The organism is Microbacterium sp. NPDC077184 (assembly GCF_040687055.1).
Taxonomy (GTDB): domain Bacteria; phylum Actinomycetota; class Actinomycetes; order Actinomycetales; family Microbacteriaceae; genus Microbacterium.
In genome coordinates this window covers 202808-217773 of sequence record NZ_JBFBMM010000004.1, presented here as the reverse complement: position 1 = coordinate 217773, position 14966 = coordinate 202808, and the positions used below count along the sequence as shown (strand labels likewise).

Annotated in this window: 16 protein-coding genes; 10 read left to right on the top strand and 6 right to left on the bottom strand. The window is 68.1% G+C overall.

Translation table 11 applies throughout. The features are described from left to right. The first annotated feature begins 28 nt into the window (after window positions 1–28). Window positions 29–1516 (top strand): LA2681 family HEPN domain-containing protein, encoded by a 1488-nt coding sequence (locus AB0O93_RS09905; RefSeq protein ID WP_363342918.1) that lies wholly within the window; start codon window positions 29–31, stop codon window positions 1514–1516. A 25-nt stretch (window positions 1517–1541) separates the two neighbouring features. Then, window positions 1542–2759 (top strand): hypothetical protein, encoded by a 1218-nt coding sequence (locus tag AB0O93_RS09900; RefSeq protein ID WP_363342916.1) that lies wholly within the window; start codon window positions 1542–1544, stop codon window positions 2757–2759. A gap of 366 nt (window positions 2760–3125) precedes the next feature. Here AB0O93_RS09900 and AB0O93_RS09895 read toward each other — a convergent pair whose 3' ends face one another. Next, window positions 3126–3656, bottom strand: coding sequence for a putative immunity protein (locus tag AB0O93_RS09895; protein ID WP_363342914.1), 531 nt, complete (start codon window positions 3654–3656; stop codon window positions 3126–3128). Beyond that, window positions 3656–4102: a DUF6194 family protein gene (locus tag AB0O93_RS09890; RefSeq protein ID WP_363342912.1), complete on the bottom strand. Its 447-nt coding sequence runs from the start codon at window positions 4100–4102 to the stop codon at window positions 3656–3658. The genes AB0O93_RS09895 and AB0O93_RS09890 overlap by 1 nt, the downstream gene beginning before the upstream one ends. Window positions 4103–4157: 55 nt before the next feature. Between AB0O93_RS09890 and AB0O93_RS09885 the strand changes: the two genes are divergently transcribed. From AB0O93_RS09885 to AB0O93_RS09855, 7 genes are all read left to right on the top strand, one after another. Then, entirely contained in the window at window positions 4158–4898 is a 741-nt protein-coding gene (locus AB0O93_RS09885) for a MerR family transcriptional regulator (RefSeq protein WP_363342910.1), read from the top strand. A gap of 189 nt (window positions 4899–5087) precedes the next feature. After that, window positions 5088–5774 carry a phosphotransferase gene (locus AB0O93_RS09880; RefSeq protein WP_363342976.1) on the top strand — a complete coding sequence of 229 codons (687 nt, stop codon included), beginning with the start codon at window positions 5088–5090 and terminating at the stop codon, window positions 5772–5774. Window positions 5775–5838: 64 nt separating this feature from the next. After that, the gene (locus AB0O93_RS09875) at window positions 5839–6642 is read left to right on the top strand and encodes an alpha/beta fold hydrolase (protein ID WP_363342908.1); all 804 of its coding nucleotides are present in this window, start codon (window positions 5839–5841) and stop codon (window positions 6640–6642) included. A gap of 119 nt (window positions 6643–6761) precedes the next feature. Further along, on the top strand, window positions 6762–7214 hold the full coding sequence (locus AB0O93_RS09870) for a hypothetical protein (RefSeq protein ID WP_363342905.1): 453 nt from the start codon (window positions 6762–6764) through the stop codon (window positions 7212–7214). Window positions 7215–7232: 18 nt separating this feature from the next. Continuing rightward, window positions 7233–7991 (top strand): L,D-transpeptidase, encoded by a 759-nt coding sequence (locus AB0O93_RS09865; protein ID WP_363342903.1) that lies wholly within the window; start codon window positions 7233–7235, stop codon window positions 7989–7991. Between the two features lie 18 nt (window positions 7992–8009). Next, window positions 8010–9524 carry a sigma-70 family RNA polymerase sigma factor gene (locus AB0O93_RS09860; RefSeq protein WP_363342901.1) on the top strand — a complete coding sequence of 505 codons (1515 nt, stop codon included), beginning with the start codon at window positions 8010–8012 and terminating at the stop codon, window positions 9522–9524. 62 nt (window positions 9525–9586) lie between these two features. Further along, the gene (locus AB0O93_RS09855) at window positions 9587–10516 is read left to right on the top strand and encodes an FAD-dependent oxidoreductase (RefSeq protein ID WP_363342899.1); all 930 of its coding nucleotides are present in this window, start codon (window positions 9587–9589) and stop codon (window positions 10514–10516) included. Window positions 10517–10547: 31 nt separating this feature from the next. Here the strand turns inward: AB0O93_RS09855 and AB0O93_RS09850 are convergent, their stop codons facing one another. The 4 genes from AB0O93_RS09850 to AB0O93_RS09835 all read right to left on the bottom strand — a co-directional run bounded on the left by AB0O93_RS09850 (window position 10548) and on the right by AB0O93_RS09835 (window position 13833). Then, window positions 10548–11387 carry a formate/nitrite transporter family protein gene (locus AB0O93_RS09850; protein WP_363342897.1) on the bottom strand — a complete coding sequence of 280 codons (840 nt, stop codon included), beginning with the start codon at window positions 11385–11387 and terminating at the stop codon, window positions 10548–10550. A 35-nt stretch (window positions 11388–11422) separates the two neighbouring features. Then, entirely contained in the window at window positions 11423–11791 is a 369-nt protein-coding gene (locus AB0O93_RS09845) for a rhodanese-like domain-containing protein (RefSeq protein ID WP_363342895.1), read from the bottom strand. Between the two features lie 197 nt (window positions 11792–11988). After that, complete coding sequence (locus AB0O93_RS09840) at window positions 11989–12798, bottom strand: SDR family oxidoreductase (protein WP_363342893.1); 810 nt, start codon at window positions 12796–12798, stop codon at window positions 11989–11991. 93 nt (window positions 12799–12891) lie between these two features. Beyond that, window positions 12892–13833 carry a LysR family transcriptional regulator gene (locus AB0O93_RS09835; RefSeq protein ID WP_363342891.1) on the bottom strand — a complete coding sequence of 314 codons (942 nt, stop codon included), beginning with the start codon at window positions 13831–13833 and terminating at the stop codon, window positions 12892–12894. 122 nt (window positions 13834–13955) lie between these two features. Between AB0O93_RS09835 and AB0O93_RS09830 the strand changes: the two genes are divergently transcribed. After that, window positions 13956–14948, top strand: a complete 993-nt coding sequence (locus AB0O93_RS09830; protein ID WP_363342889.1) for a putative oxygenase MesX — start codon at window positions 13956–13958, stop codon at window positions 14946–14948. The last annotated feature ends 18 nt before the right edge of the window (window positions 14949–14966 follow it).

Sequence of the window (14966 nt, the reverse complement as noted above, 5' to 3'; positions counted from 1 at the left end):
CCACAGGGGCACGATCGCGCAACTGACCGTGTTCTCAGACGACGTCGATAATGCGCTGGAATCGGGTCGACTCAACGGAGTTCAGTGGTCCCAGCTGAAGTTCAGCTGTTCGTCACTGCTGATCAATCTTGGCGCGCTGCGCGCCAACCCGGACGCAGTCGCTGCGGGCATCAAGTGCGCGCGGGATGGTCTCGACCGCGCCCTGTTCCCCGGGTTCGGTGGCCAACTCAAGTACAACATCGCGAACGGACTGTCTGCGCTCCACGACATCGATCTGGCTGCGTGGCGCGCGGTCGAGCCGACGCAGCCCCGCGGTACCTTCGCGCTTCATGATCGCGATCGACTTCGCACTACGCGAACCCTGTTCGCCGCCGTCGGGCATTCGAACGAGCCTGCGGACGTGCGTGGACGCGCGCTCTGCAATCTGGGGAACACGCTTGACCACTCTGGCCGATGGCTCGAGGCGTACCAGGCCTATGTCGACTCCCTTGCGGCAGACCCGACCAACGGAAACGCCGCGGGCAACGCAGCGGAACTGCTCAGGGTCCGTGCTGCCCGTGGGCGAGGCCTAAGTGGGCACTACGCGGCAGTCTACGACCGGTATAGAGAGCAAGCCCAACGAAACAGAGCCCGCACGGTGCAACTCGCGGGGGAAGTCGTGGCTCAACGCTGGGACGCTCTTCCGCCCTCGGGGAGTGCGGGACACGCGTCTCATGATGGTGACCCTCTCGACGCGTATCAGCAGTGGATCAAGGATCACCGCCTTGCGCTGACAGTCGCGGTCGAGGGATTGGGCTCTGACGAGCCACGGTGGGACAGCGCGATGGTTGAGGCGGTCACGGTTCAGATCGGTGAGCCGGATCCGCCGCCGATCTTCACATCCATGAATGTCCTTAAAGCGGAGTATCTCGTGGCCCGACGGCTTGCCTACGAAGGCGAGCGGCTCCTCGATGAGTCTCCGTATGCTCAGCACCCCACTGACACCGGGGTCTACGCCGACACGCTGGACATGTCCCTCTATGGCGAACCCCCAGCGCAACTGGTCCTCGCCCAGCGGGCCACACTCGATTTGCTCGACAAGATCGCTGTTGCTGCGAACGACCACTTCAAGACCGGGATGTCACCGAGGAAGGTCACGTTCGCGAACTACTGGCGAGAAGGTAACGCAGACCAACTTCGATCAGGGCTGCCAGTTCCAGAACAGGTAGCCAGCGCAGCAGTGGCGCTAGCCGAGCTTTCCTTCGATATCGATGTCGAGGGCCTCTATCCGGAGGCCAAGACGCTGCGCAACGCAGGAACGCACCGTCTGGTTCATCTCACTCATGACTCGCCCACCGGTGTCACGGAGCTCGCGCACAGCAGCATCGATGCCGAGGCCCTGATACACGCGGCTCACCAATCGCTCCGCGTGGCACGTGCCGCATACATCTACCTCATCGACCTGGTTCAAGACCAGCAGGATGCAATCTCGGATGGCGAACAGTTCGTTACGCTGCCACTCCCAAACCAGCACTGACCCGCCTAGTCCAGGGAGGATCGGAATGACGGAGGAGTCGCGCGACCAACGAGCCGCGCCTGCCTTGACCGACGAAGAGGAAGCCATAGCGCTCGCTCTCGTCGGCATCCGGGATCGAGAGATGCGCGGCTTCACTGCACCCAGCGCGCTTTTCGACGAGGACGCGGTCACCAGCATCTATCGATTCGCCCCATCCGCGGTCAGCGTGGTCGACGTCATTGAACTGGTTCTCGAACTGGCGCCTTCCCAGCACCAGCCCGCGTACGAGAAAGTTGTCTGGATCCGCGAGTTTGACTTTCAGGGCACTACGTGTCGACTGCAATGGGGCAAGAGCGGACTCCGGCTCACCACGCTGACCCACGGAAGCAGCGCGGAGAAGAGGGATGCTCTAGGGAAGGAAGTAGAACGCCGTCTGACGGCCGCAGCCACAAGCTTCTACCAGCGCGCCATCTATCCTCGAGTGCAGCGTGAACTCCGCGAAAACCGCGCGACAGTCCTCAACCAGTTCACTCGATATCGTGGCGCCGTTGACTTCCACCTGGCGCAGCTGCGGCAGAAGCGCGAAGCGGGCGTACCCCAACCCCGACACGTTCAAGACGACGATGTCGAGGCATCCGTCGTTGCGCTCTTTCAGGGCGTCATGGCTGATGTCGCCCACCAGAGAGAACGGGCATACATCTGCACCGCGGTGATCGCTACCTACTTTGCGTACGTCCAGCACGCTCTTGTTGTTCTAGCGGCATTCTCGCCCGCCGCGCTGCAGCCTGGCTTCTCATTGCAGGAGTTGCTCGGGGCAAGTTGGGTGCACCAGTTCGACACTGTCTATCCGACTCCGCACGAGGGGCGCGTCAGCCGCGCAAAGCAGGACTTGAAGTACATCGCTAAGAACTACCGCGGACGTCTGCTGCACGGCGGAGGAGGCCATCCCGCCGATGGTGTAATCGTGGAGTGGGCGCCCGGACGCCGCAGCATCGTCAGCCAGGACGGCAAGCCGAGCGCCCAGTTCATGCTCTGGCAGGCGCCCCTGAGCGCCGATGAGATCGACGATGTCCTCGCCCGAATCAGTCGCGTTGACGAGGTAATCGAGAGCCATCCGTACTTTCCTTGGCTGAGGTCGGGCCTGGAGGCTGACTTTCGACCCAAAGCAGTTGCGTACGCGCTCCGGATGGTCGAAGAGGGCAAAGCAGCGGACTACATCCGGTACTCGAACGACTCATTCGACAACGCCGTCAACTGGGATTGAGGTGCGGTTGCGCGACGGAATGATCCGGGCGGTCTGCGAGTTCTTCGACACTCAGCACGACGCAGATGCACTCCTCGACGGACGCGCCACCTTGGGCGAACGCGAGTAACAACTCCCCCGTCGCAGCGTCGCTCCCCGCAGACGCCTGTGTGCGGGATCCAGGCCCTGGTGAGTGAGAGACAAGGATCGCCCCGGTCAGCCGAATGGCCCGCGGGACACTTCTCACCGGAATCGGCGCGGTGATCCTGGGACATCTACCCCGCGAGAACAGCCCGATCTGGACATATTGCCTCGGAATCTACACTCATGTGTAAATTCCGACTGAACTTGTCCTTTTCTCAGCACAGATGTCCCTCTCCGAGGCGGCTACCCCAGGCCCGCTTGGATGGCGCGAATATTGGTTGCGAGAACGCCTCGGCTGAGGAGCCCGGGTCCGAGCGGGCCGGCCGTGTCTTCGCCGAGGAGCGGCAGCTGTCGTAGCGCTGTCCTGGCTTCCGGGCTCAGCTGCTCAAGCTGCCAGCGGATCTCGTCGCGGACTGCGTCGACGTGATCGGGTCTCGACAGGCCCGCAGCTTTGGCCGCGTATGCGGCGGCTCCGAGGGCATGCGCGCCCATGTGGGCGACACCGGCGGCTTGTGCAGCTGATCGTGCGGCCGCGATGGCCGGTGGGGTTGTGACGTCGTGGGCGGCGCGTCCTGCAACGAAACGACGTCGGATCTCTCCGGCGGCATCGAGCTCGCCGCGCGCGAAGGCGCGGGTGCGAGCGATCGCGTCGCGCGGCCGCGGGTCTGTGGGCGCCTCCGACTCGAATATCGCGAGGACTCGTTCGGCGCAGTCAGCGGCCCACGCTGCCACGACCCGCCGATCGATCTCGCTCAACGCCTGCGGTGATGTCATCACGCCGAGCCTGCCCGACGCGAATCACGCGCTTGCGCGGCCTCGTGGGCGTCGCGCAACAGCGAGATAGCTTGCTCCGAAGTCGACTCTGCTGGGTTCACCACAGACACCCATCCGGCCGCCCCGTACAGCGGGTGTGAAACGAACACGTCGGGATCTGCGGGATTCGCACTCTCGTCCACGATCTGCGGTGCGCGGTCGCGGCCGACGTTGATGTTCACGCGGAACCGGTCTGGCCCGTCGAGTCTCGATTCCGCGTCGTCGGGGTAGTTCTTCGTCACGATCGTTCCGTATGGCTGAGTCCTCTCTGGCATCACGCCATCGGGGGCGTAGTAGAAGAACGCGTCACCCCACGCCAACTCCGGCGATCCGCTCCCCTCGCCCGGGATGACCACGAGCACTCCATCGAGCCCGCTGACAATGTCGACAATCTCATTCATCTCCATGCCTCAATCGTCACCCTCAAGTGCTTATGTGGACTTGGGCGCGAAGGGAGCAAGCATGCCAACGGGCAAGTCTCAAGAGACTGGATGGACGACGGCTGCCATCGCTCGGGTTGTGGGCTACTCCACGCAGCAAGTTCGTGACCTTGAGCGGCTCGGAGTCCTGCCCGCCGCCGAGCGCACCCCCAACGGATATCGGCGATACGAGGAGCGCCACATCATCGCGCTTCGCGCCTATCGCAGGTTGGCCGCCGCGATCGGGCCTGTGCCGGCGCGACAGCTGATGCCCACTCTCCTGCAGGGCACTCTCGATACCGCCGCGGAGAGGATCGACGGCCTGCATGCCATGCTCGCCCGCAGCCGAGACCAGGTCCGCGAAGCGAGCCGCGGCCTCCAAGCCGCCCTCGCCGACACCACCAACGTCTTCGACGACCTCGACGCCATGACGATCAGCGAGCTCGCAGAGGCTCTCGGCGTTCGCTCCTCGGCGCTCCGCCACTGGGAGCACGAAGGACTCGTCAACCCCGACCGGATCAGCCAGTCCCAAACCCGTCGATACAACGCCCAGGCAATCACCGAGGCTCGAATCGTCGCAGCACTGCGAAGCGGGGGGCATCGCATCCCACTCATCTCGCGAGTACTCGAGCAGCTTCGCGAACACGGCCTGACAGCGGAAGCACAAGCGCTTCTCGATGCTCGCCTGTCCGATCTCAACCGTCGCAGCGTCGCGCTCCTCGCCGCCTCAGGAGATCTCCACACCCTGCTGATCGAGCAGCAGGAATCGTCCGCGACTGGCTGAGGCGACGTTTGGGACATTTCTCACCGGAATCCGACCGGCGATCCAAGGACACTTACCCCCTCGAGAACGGCCCGATCTGGACATCTGTCGGTGGAACTTACACTGACGCCGACTCCGGTGAGAGGCGACCACAGCGAGAGGGGCGGGAAGGAGCCCCTTCACGGGGGGAACTCCGCGGTCGTGACGCGCATGGGAGACACCGTGCGTCGGCCGACCGGGTCGTGGACTCCGGCCGTTCACCGTCTGCTGCGGGCTCTGCGATCGGCGGGCGTGCGAGGCGTTCCTGAGCCGCTCGGCGTCGACGAGCAGGGGCGGGAGATCCTCACGTTCCTTCCCGGTGAGGTCGGGCACTACCCGCTCCCCGGCTGGATGTGGTCGCCGTCGATCCTGAACGACGCCGGGTCTTTGCTGCGCCGCGTGCACGACGCGAGCGTCCCTCTGGTCGACTGCGACCTCGAGTGGCAGATGCCCTCTCGAGACCCGCGCGAGGTCATCTGCCACAACGACGTCGCGCCGTACAACATGACCTTCGTCGACGGACGCCTCACGGGTCTGTTCGACTTCGACAGGGCATCGCCGGGCAGTCGGATCTGGGACCTCGCCTACCTCGCCTACCGCCTCGTCCCCTGGGGCGAGGACGCGGGCGTCGCCATCTCCGACGAGGAGCGTCTCTCCCGGACCGGACAGCTGATCGACGCCTACGGGCTTCCGTTCGCGCGCGACGAGGTGCTACGCGTCATGGCCGAGCGTCTGCGCGAATTGGCTGTCTTCACGGATGGGCGACTCCGCGACACCGGTGACTCCGACTTCGCCGCGCACGCCGCGATGTACCGGCGCGACGCGGCAGGGATCGACGCGTTCACCGGTTCGGGGTAGCCCACTCGACGCACCCTGATCGCGGCGTCCTCACCCGACATCCGATCGGCGGAAGAATGGGCGCATGGATGCCGCACCGCGCCCGCTGACCGAGATGCCCGACCCGCAGTTCGTCATGGTGGGCGAGGGATATCGCATCGCCACGTACTCGTGGGGGGACCCGGATGCCGAGACGGTGCTCGCCGTGCACGGATTCTCGTCGAGCTGCAAGGACAACTGGGTAAGTACTGGCTGGGTTCGCGACCTGACCCGGGCCGGGTTCCGCGTCGTGGGCGTGGATCAGCGTGGGCACGGGGCGAGCGACAAGCCGCAAGACCCCCGTGCGTACGAGATGCGAGCGTTCATCGATGACCTCGCGACGGTGCTCGACACCTACCTGATCGACTCCGCGCGGTATCTCGGATACTCCCTCGGTGCCCGCGTCGGCTGGCAGCTCGCCGTCGACCGCCCGCAGCTGGTCACCCGCGCGGTCCTCGGTGGCATCCCGGACGGCACGCCTCTGGCGCGTCTCCAGCTCGATCAGGCGAAGGCCTACGTCGAAGACGGAACGCCGGTCACCGACAAGGTCACCGGCAACTACGTGACCCTGGCCGAGCGGGTGGCGGGGAACGATCTGCCGGCTCTCGTCGCCCTGGCCGAGGGCATGCGCTTCGGCGAGGACGGCGACCCCGACCCTGCCCGCCCGCCGCAGCAGCCTGTGCTGTTCGCCACCGGTAGCGAGGACGCGATCCTGCCGCGGTCGCTCCGCCTCGCCGAGGCGACCCCGATCGGCACGTTCGTCGAGATTCCGGGCCGGCACCACTTCAACACCCCGGGATCCCGCGACTTCCGCGCGGCCGGGCTGGAGTTCCTCCTCGATGCGGACTGACGGCATCCGTCAGGGAGAGATTCTCGCGCGGCTCCCCCTGTAAGAGATGCGGCTCTGGATCGTCAGGTCTGTTGAACGGGCGCGGAGAAGCCGCCCCGTCATCCGATCAGGAGACGACCATGAACACCACATTCCTCTCGGGGACCCTCCTCACCCTCGCCTTCGTCGCGGCGCTCCCGGCGGCGGCGGTCGCCGCGCCCACAGTGATCGCTCCCGGCGCTTCGACGGTTCCCTCCGACATCGACGACCTCGACGGTGACCTCGCACCCGACCCAAAGGTCGTCATCGACGTGGCCGCGACGTGTGAGCCGGGCGCGGGTATCGCGTACTCGATCACCATCCAGCACGAGCCCGAGAACGCCACCGGTGTCGAGATGCAGTGGATGGATGAGGGAGGCGCGACCGGTCAGAGTATCGGCGCGGAAGCCACCGTCCCTTCGGGAGAGGGCGTCTTCGACGTGAGGGCGCTCCTGCACACCACCACGGGCTTCATCGCCTCCGAGTGGCAGGACGTCGTCGTGGACTGCGCCGCGGATCTGCCGCTGCGCGGCACCCCGGACTTCACGGGTTGAGGCGGGGAGAAGATCGCCATGACCTTCGCAGCCCTGCGGCACACCCTCGCCCTCGTCGGTGCGCTGTCGATCGCCGGAATCGCCGTCACCGGATGCGACGCCCACGGGGGCCCTGCGGCGCAGACCGCCCCCGCCGCCCCGCATGCCGCCTCGACGGCGCGGGCGACGCCGGATGCGCCCGCCGCCCTCGCGCGCGTGGCGCGTATCGCTTCGATCGTCGAGGTCTTCGACGCCCCCGACGGAAGCGTGGTCCGCACCCTAGAGGCGACGACCGGATTCGGCTCGCAGACGGTTCTCCTCGTCACGGATGCAGGTCGCGTCGGGTGGCTCGAGGTGATGCTGCAGGGGCGCCCGAACGAGGCGCGCGGCTGGATCCGCGCCGCCGACGCGGATGTACGCGACGTCGCCGTCGAGGTGAGGGTGGACCTGTCCGCCCGCGAGCTGGCGCTTCTCGAGGAGGGAGAGGTGGTGTGGACCACCCCGACCGCGATCGGCGACCCCGACCACCCGACCCCGACCGGTTCCTTCTACGTGACCGACAAGCTCGACACCGGGGACCCCGAGGGTGCCTATGGGCCCTACGCGCTCGGGCTCTCCGCCCGTTCCGAGGTGCTCACGGAGTTCGCGGGAGGAGACGGTCAGATCGGCATCCACGGCACGAACGCGCCGGACAGCATCGGGCAGGCCGTCTCCCACGGGTGTCTGCGCATCGACAACGCGCTTGTCGCCGAACTCGCCGCTCTGCTACCCCTGGGTACACCGGTGACGATCTCGTGATCACGGAAGGACACGTCGGTGCAGCGCCAGGAACGCCCCGAGTCGCAACACGACGCCGAACTCGTCCACGCGGTCCGCGCGGGAGATCGGGACGCCTTCGCCGGCCTCGTCGAAGCGTGGTTCGACCGCTGCTGGGAGGTGTCCTGGCGCATCCTCCGGGATCGCGACCGCGCAGCGGACGTCACCCAGGACGTCATGCTGACCGCGTGGCGAAAGCTCGACTCGCTCGCCGAGCCGGGGGCATTCGGCGGGTGGGTGCTGCGGATGTCGCGCAATAGGTCACTCGACCGGCTCGCCCACGAACAGCGCACCCAGCCGACCGACGAAGAGGCGACGCTCGAACCGCGCGACCCCACCGTCACGGCCCTGGCGGACCCCGAGAGGGAAGCGGTCCGCGCCGAGGCCCACGATCTCGTCTGGGATGCCGCGGCCGCGCTCGGCGAACGGGACGCGAGCATTCTCGACCTCCACCTGCGCCACGGCCTCGAACCGCGTGAGCTCGCCGAAGAGCTCGGGATCCAACCGAACGCCGCCCACCAGGCCCTTCACCGGATGAGGGGGCGACTCGGTATCGCGATCCGCGCACGGGTTCTCTGGCATCGGGGGAAGCCCGGCTGCGAGGCGCTCGCCGCCGAACTGGGTCGCACGTCCTCGACGGGGTTCGACGCTCGTCTGGTGCGACTGATCGACCGTCACGCGCAGACGTGCACGGAATGCTCCGACCGGCAGCGGCGCGCGGCCCTCACCCTCGCCGCGTTCGCGACCGTGCCGTTCGTCGCCGCCTCCCCGGCGGTCCGGACCACGACGGCGCACGCGCTCGCCGCGCACGGCGTGCCCGTGCCGGTGGCATGGAGGACGGTGCCGAGTCCCGACTTCGCGGGAGAAACCGTCCTCACCACCGAAGCGATCGCTCCGGGCGACGTGAGCGGGGAGCCCGCGGCCGAAGCCGAGGGCGTCGGCATCCCGTCGTCCGGTCGCCTCAACGGCGGGCGACGTCCACGAAGGTGGCGCCTCGCCGCCCTCGCGGGGACCGGTGCGGGGTTGCTTCTCCTCGTCGGGGTGATCGGCGTGGCCACAGGGATTCTCGGGCCGGTGATGCCCGCGGAGACGACGACCCCGAGCCCGCCCGCGTCCGTTCCCGCGTCGCGGACCGCCGCCCCTACGGCGTCTCCGCTCGCGACGCCGTCGAGCCCGCCGTCGACACCGGTGCCGATCACGGTTCCGCCTCCGGTCTCGAGCGAGCCGCCTCCGGCGCCGCAGCCCGCTCCTCCCGCTCCGACCGCGCAGATGACAGCGGTCTGGGTCGGTGTCGAGGGATGCCCCGAGGAGACTCCTTTCCTGTACCGGGTCACCTGGGAAGCGACCGACGCCGACACCGTGCGCCTCGGCGGAAGCTGGGGCGAGGACGAGGTGGCCTCGTCGGGCGTCAGCGATCGCTGCGGTGCGCAGACCGCCCGCTTCACCCTCACGGCGAGCGGCGCGGGCGGGCAGGTCGTGGTGCTCGTGGAGGCGGAAGCAACCCCGGCGGGCTGACCGCGCCCTCGCCGGCACCCTCGCGAGCGTCCTCTGCGGTCACCGCGCGGGAGGATGGGCGTATGGCAATGGATGTGACGGTCGTCGGCGGAGGCATATCGGGACTCGCGTGCGCCCGCGCGGCGGCGGCCGCCGGTAAATCCGTGCAGGTCCTCGATCGGGGGCGTCGGGTGGGTGGACGGTTGGCGACGCGGACGCTCTGGGGTCGCCCCGTCGACCACGGTGCCGCCTATTTCGTCGTCGACGAGGCGTCCGACTTCGGCGCGGTCGTCGCCGGCTGGCGCGAGCGGGGTCTCGCGCGCCCCTGGACCGACACGTTCGTCGTGATCGGCGAGGACGGTGCGCTCACGCACAAGCGAGGACCGATGCGGTGGGCCGCGCCGCGAGGGCTGCGGTCACTCGCGGAGGATCTCACGGATGGCCTCGACGTTCGCCTCGAGACCACCGTCGAGAAGGTCGAGCCGTACCGCATCGACGGACGAGAGGCCGGGGAGGTCGTCCTCGCCATGCCGGGTCCGCAGGCGGGGCGCCTCCTCAACGCGGCACCCGGCGCGGACCTCGAGTGGGAGCCGGTCATCGCCGTCGCCCTGCGGTGGGACGCGCGGCAGTGGCCGGGCGACCTCCACGGTGCGTTCGTCGACGGGCATCCCGACGTGTCGTTCATCGCCGACGACGGCGACCGACGCGGGGACGGAGCTTCCGTGCTCGTCGTCCACACCACGGCGCAGCGCGCTCGACGGCACCTCGATGAGCCGGACGCGGTCATCCCGGCCGTCGTCGCCGCCACGCGGGCCCTCCTCGGCATCGACGCGGAGCCCGCCGCGACGTTCGCCCACCGCTGGACGTTCGCTCGACCGGCCGAGACCCGGGATGCGCCCTTCCATCGCGGCCCCGGCCTCTCGGTCTGCGGCGACGCGTGGGGCGCCCGCTCCGCGGTGCGCACCGCCTGGGCGTCGGGTCATTCCCTCGGCGTCGCGCTGAGCGGCGCGTGACGCCGTGTTCGCGTGAGAGAGCGGCATCCGTTCAACGGTTTGCTCGTGCGTTCCTCTGTCGGCGGAGTTTGAACAGCTCACCCGTGCGCACGATGCGTAGAAGGGTGACGAGCAGAAGTCCACCGGCGAGGTTCAGCGCGAGGACCGGAAGGAACCACAGGAACCAGTCGAGGTAGGTGATCGGGGCCCCGCTGATGATCGCGCCGAAGGCGAACAGCGAGTCGAGGATCGAGTGGAACAGCTGGAAGCCGGCGAGGACGAACCCGCCGGCGACGGCGGCCGCGATCTTCGCGGGCTCCGAGTCCGTGCCGGTCTGCATCCGGGTCATGAGGGTGATGACCGCGCCCCCGAGGATGGCGAGCGCCACGAACTCCGGCCCGGGAGGCGCGTCGATGAAGTGCTGAGCGGTCTCGGCGAGGATCGGGTGCCAGTCGGGGAAGGCGAGTACGACGATCGCCATGATCAGCCAGCCGCCGATGAGGTTGGCCAGCAGTGTGCCGCCCCACAGCTTGGCCAGCTGCATCGCGGTTCCCTCACGCGCCACGAGAGCGGCGACGGGCATGAGGAAGTTCTCGGTGAACAGCTCGCTGTGCGCGAGGAGGAGCGCGATCAGGCCGACGCTGAAACCGAGTCCCGCCAGGAGCTGATCACCGGTCTCGTAGAGGATGCCGATGTAGACGAGCACGCCGATGCCCACCTCGACACCGCCGAGGAATCCGGTGACGAGGGTCGCGCGGAAGGTCCGGTGGAGCCGCTCCGCACCTTCGCCGACGACCTCCTCGAACTCGATCTCGATCTCTTCCTCGACCGCTTCGTCGTTGGCCCCGTCCCGGCGCCGCTCCTCCGCCCGGGCTTCGCGCGCATCGCTCATCGCGCCATCATCGCAGTCGCGGGGGCGCGAGGGGCCTACGGGACGATATCGAGGCCGGTGGCCTTCTCGGCCGCGGCGATCCCGCCTGCATCCGTGACATCGAGTCCCGCCGCTTCCATCACGGCCACCGCCTGTGCGGAGCGGTTGCCCGATGCGCAGTAGACGATGTACTCCTCCGCGGGGTCGAGCTCCGCGACGGTCGCGTCGAAATCGGGTGACTGGAGATCGATGTTGACGGCGCCGTCGAGATGCCCGCCGGCGTACTCTGCCGGGGTGCGCACGTCGACGACGACGGTGTCCTCATCGACGGCGATCGTCGGGGATGAGGCGGTAGAGCACCCACTCATCGTCGCGGCGAGGACGAGGGCAGCTCCGATCGCCGACGCGCGAAGGCTGCGGCGCATCAGGCGTGTCCCTCGCAGCGCTGATCCGCGGGAACTCCTGCGAGCGCCTCTTCCACGTGCTGGCCGCACCCGGCCCACGTCGCCTTGCCACATCGATCACACGTCACACGAGCGCACATTACTTCTCCCTCACGTCGGTTCGTAAGGATCATAGCATACCCCGGGGGGTATTAAGTGAAGTGGGGGCGCACAGACAGTCAGTCGCCGGCGCGGCGCCAGTCATCGGAGGTGAGGTGGGACCCGGCCTGCGGACCCATCTGCAGCATGCCGCCGTCGATGACCCAGCTGGCGCCGGTGACGTAGGACGTGGCGGCGGAGGCGAGCAGGACGGCGACCGCGGCGATCTCGTCCGGCGTGCCGGGGCGGCCGAGAGGGATGCCGGCGCGGTGGGTGGTCTCGGCATCCTCCGCGTCCATGTCGTTGATGGGCGTGGCGATCTCGCCGGGCCCGAGGGAGTTCACGGTGATGCCGTGCTGACCGAGCTCCAGCGCCATCGTCTTCACGAGCCCGCCGAGGCCGTGCTTGGACGCGACGTAGGGGGAGCTTCCGACGCGCGGCTGGTGCTCGTGGACACTCGTGATGGCGATGATGCGTCCGCCGCGGCCGGCGGAGACCATGCGGCGAGCCGCTGCCTGCATCCCGACGAACGCGCCATCGAGGTTGAGGCTGATGATCTTCCGCCATTCGTCGAGCTCGATGTCGAGGAACGGGCCACCGGTGCCGCCGCCGGCGTTGTTGACGAACACGTCGACGCCGCCGAGCTCATCCGCGAGGGCGTCGATCACGGTCGGCGCCCCCTCCAGGTCGGTGGCGTCGAACTGCGCCACCACCGCGCGCTGACCCCGGGCGCGCACGCCGTCGGCGGTCTCGTTCGCGCCCTCCTCGTCGGAGTGCCAGGTGATCCCGACATCCATCCCCGCCTCTGCGAGTGCGATGGCGGTGGCCGCACCGATGCCGGAGTCGGATGCGGTGACGATGGCGTATCGGGGTGCGAAGGTGTCGGTCATGGTGCGACGGTAACCCGCGGGAACTTCGCGGACGGGGTCTTGCGGGGCGGGGCCGCGATCGCTAGAGAAGCCCGCGGGACCGGGCTCCCGCGCCTACCCGAGCAGCGTGACGCCGAACTCCGCGACGACGGTGCGGACCTCGGCGAGGTAGGCCTCGGCCTGGTCGGTCAGAGGAATCGCCGATCGACCGATCCACCCGATCTCGATGCGCTCGTCGACATCCAGGGGGATCGCGACGATCTCCGGATCGAGGTCGTCGCTGATGATGCCGGTCGAGATCGTGTACCCCTCGAGGCCGATCATGAGGTTGAAGATCGTCGCGCGGTCCGAGACCCGGATCTCCCGCGCGCTCGACAGCGTGGAGAGGATCTCCTCCGCGAAGTAGAACGAGTTGTTCGCGCCCTGGTCGAAGGTCAGCCGCGGCAGATCCGCGAGATCGTCGAGGGTCACCCGGTCGCGCGCGGCCAGCGGGTTCTTCCGCGAGATGAAGATGTGCGGGGATGCGAGGAAAAGCGGGCGGAACACCAGCCCGGCGTCGCGCAGCAGCTTGTCGAGGACGTTGCCGTTGAAGTCGTTCCGGTACAGGATGCCGAGCTCGCTGCGAAGGGTGCGGACGTCCTCGATGATGTCCCACGTGCGGGTCTCGCGGAGCGAGAAGTCGTACTCCGCGGCGTCGCTCGCCCGGACCATCCGGACGAAGGCGTCGACCGCGAAGGAGTAGTGCTGGGCCGACACCGCGAGCAGGCGCCGGGACGGGGGGCGCCCGATGTACCGCTCCTCGAGGAGGGACATCTGCTCGACCACCTGCTTCGCGTATCCGAGGAACTCCGTGCCGTCGGCCGTGAGCGTCACTCCGCGCGCGGAGCGGAGGAGGAGCGTCCGGCCGACCCGCGCCTCGAGGTCCTTCATCGCGGCCGACATCGTCGGCTGCGCGACGTAGAGGAGGTCGGCGGCGGCCGTGATGGACCCCTCCGCGGCGACCTCGATGAAGTACCGCAGGTGCTGCAGGGTGACGCCGTCGGATCCGCGAGCCATAGCGGCATCCTATAGTTCCGGATAGTCGGGGGTGGTTTCTCGATAACCGCCCTCAGCCTGCACGATGGACCACTGACCACCGCAAGGCCGAGCCCGGCCGAACGAGCCACGGATCGACCGCCATGACCACCACGTTCACGTTCACCACGACGACCACCCCTTTCGACGAGGACTACGCGCCGGCCGAGGGGACCCGGGCGACCACCAACTTCGCCAACCTCGCCCGCGGCGACGACCGCCGGGAGAACCTCCGCAATGCGCTGACGATGATCGACCGGCGTTTCAACGACCTCGCCCGCTGGGACAACCCCGACGGCGACCGCTACACGGTCGAGCTCGAGATCGTCTCCGTGGGGCTCCGGTTCGCCGCGGAGGAGGAGGATCGCGAGTTTCCGCTCCTCGAGGTGCTCGACGTCTTCATCGTCGATCGGCGGACGGGGGAGCGCCACCACGGCATCGTGGGCAACAACTTCTCCTCCTACATTCGCGACTACGACTTCAGTGTCGTCCTGCCGGCGGCGAAGGAGGCCGCCGGGCGGTTCACGATCCCGGAGGACTTCGGCACCCTGCACGGGCGCCTCTTCCAGGAGTTCGTCGACTCCGCGGCGTTCGAGGAGCGCTTCGCGGCGCCGCCCGTCATCTGCATCAGCGTCTCGACCAGCAAGACCTACCGGCGCACCGGCAACCACCACCCGGTGCTCGGCGTCGAATACCGCCAGGACGAACCGTCGCTGACCGATGCCTACTTCGGGAAGATGGGGCTCCAGAGCCGGTACTTCCTCCCGCCCGGGGCGAAGGCCCCGCTGGCGTTCTACTTCCGCGGCGATCTGCTCGGCGACTACTCGACCCTGCAGCTCATCGGCACGATCAGCACGATGGAGACGTTCCAGAAGATCTATCGCCCGGAGATCTACAACGCCAACTCCGCCGCCGCCGACGTCTACCGCCCGACCCTCGACCAGCAGGACTACTCGCGCACGCTGATCGCCTACGACCGCGACGAGCGCAGCCAGCTCGCCGTCATCCAGGGGAGGTACGCCGAGGAGCACCTCATGAGGCCGCACGGCGCGGAGCTCCAGCGCTGGGCCGCGGCCCACCCCGCCCCCGTCGGATGACACCCGGATCGATCTCGG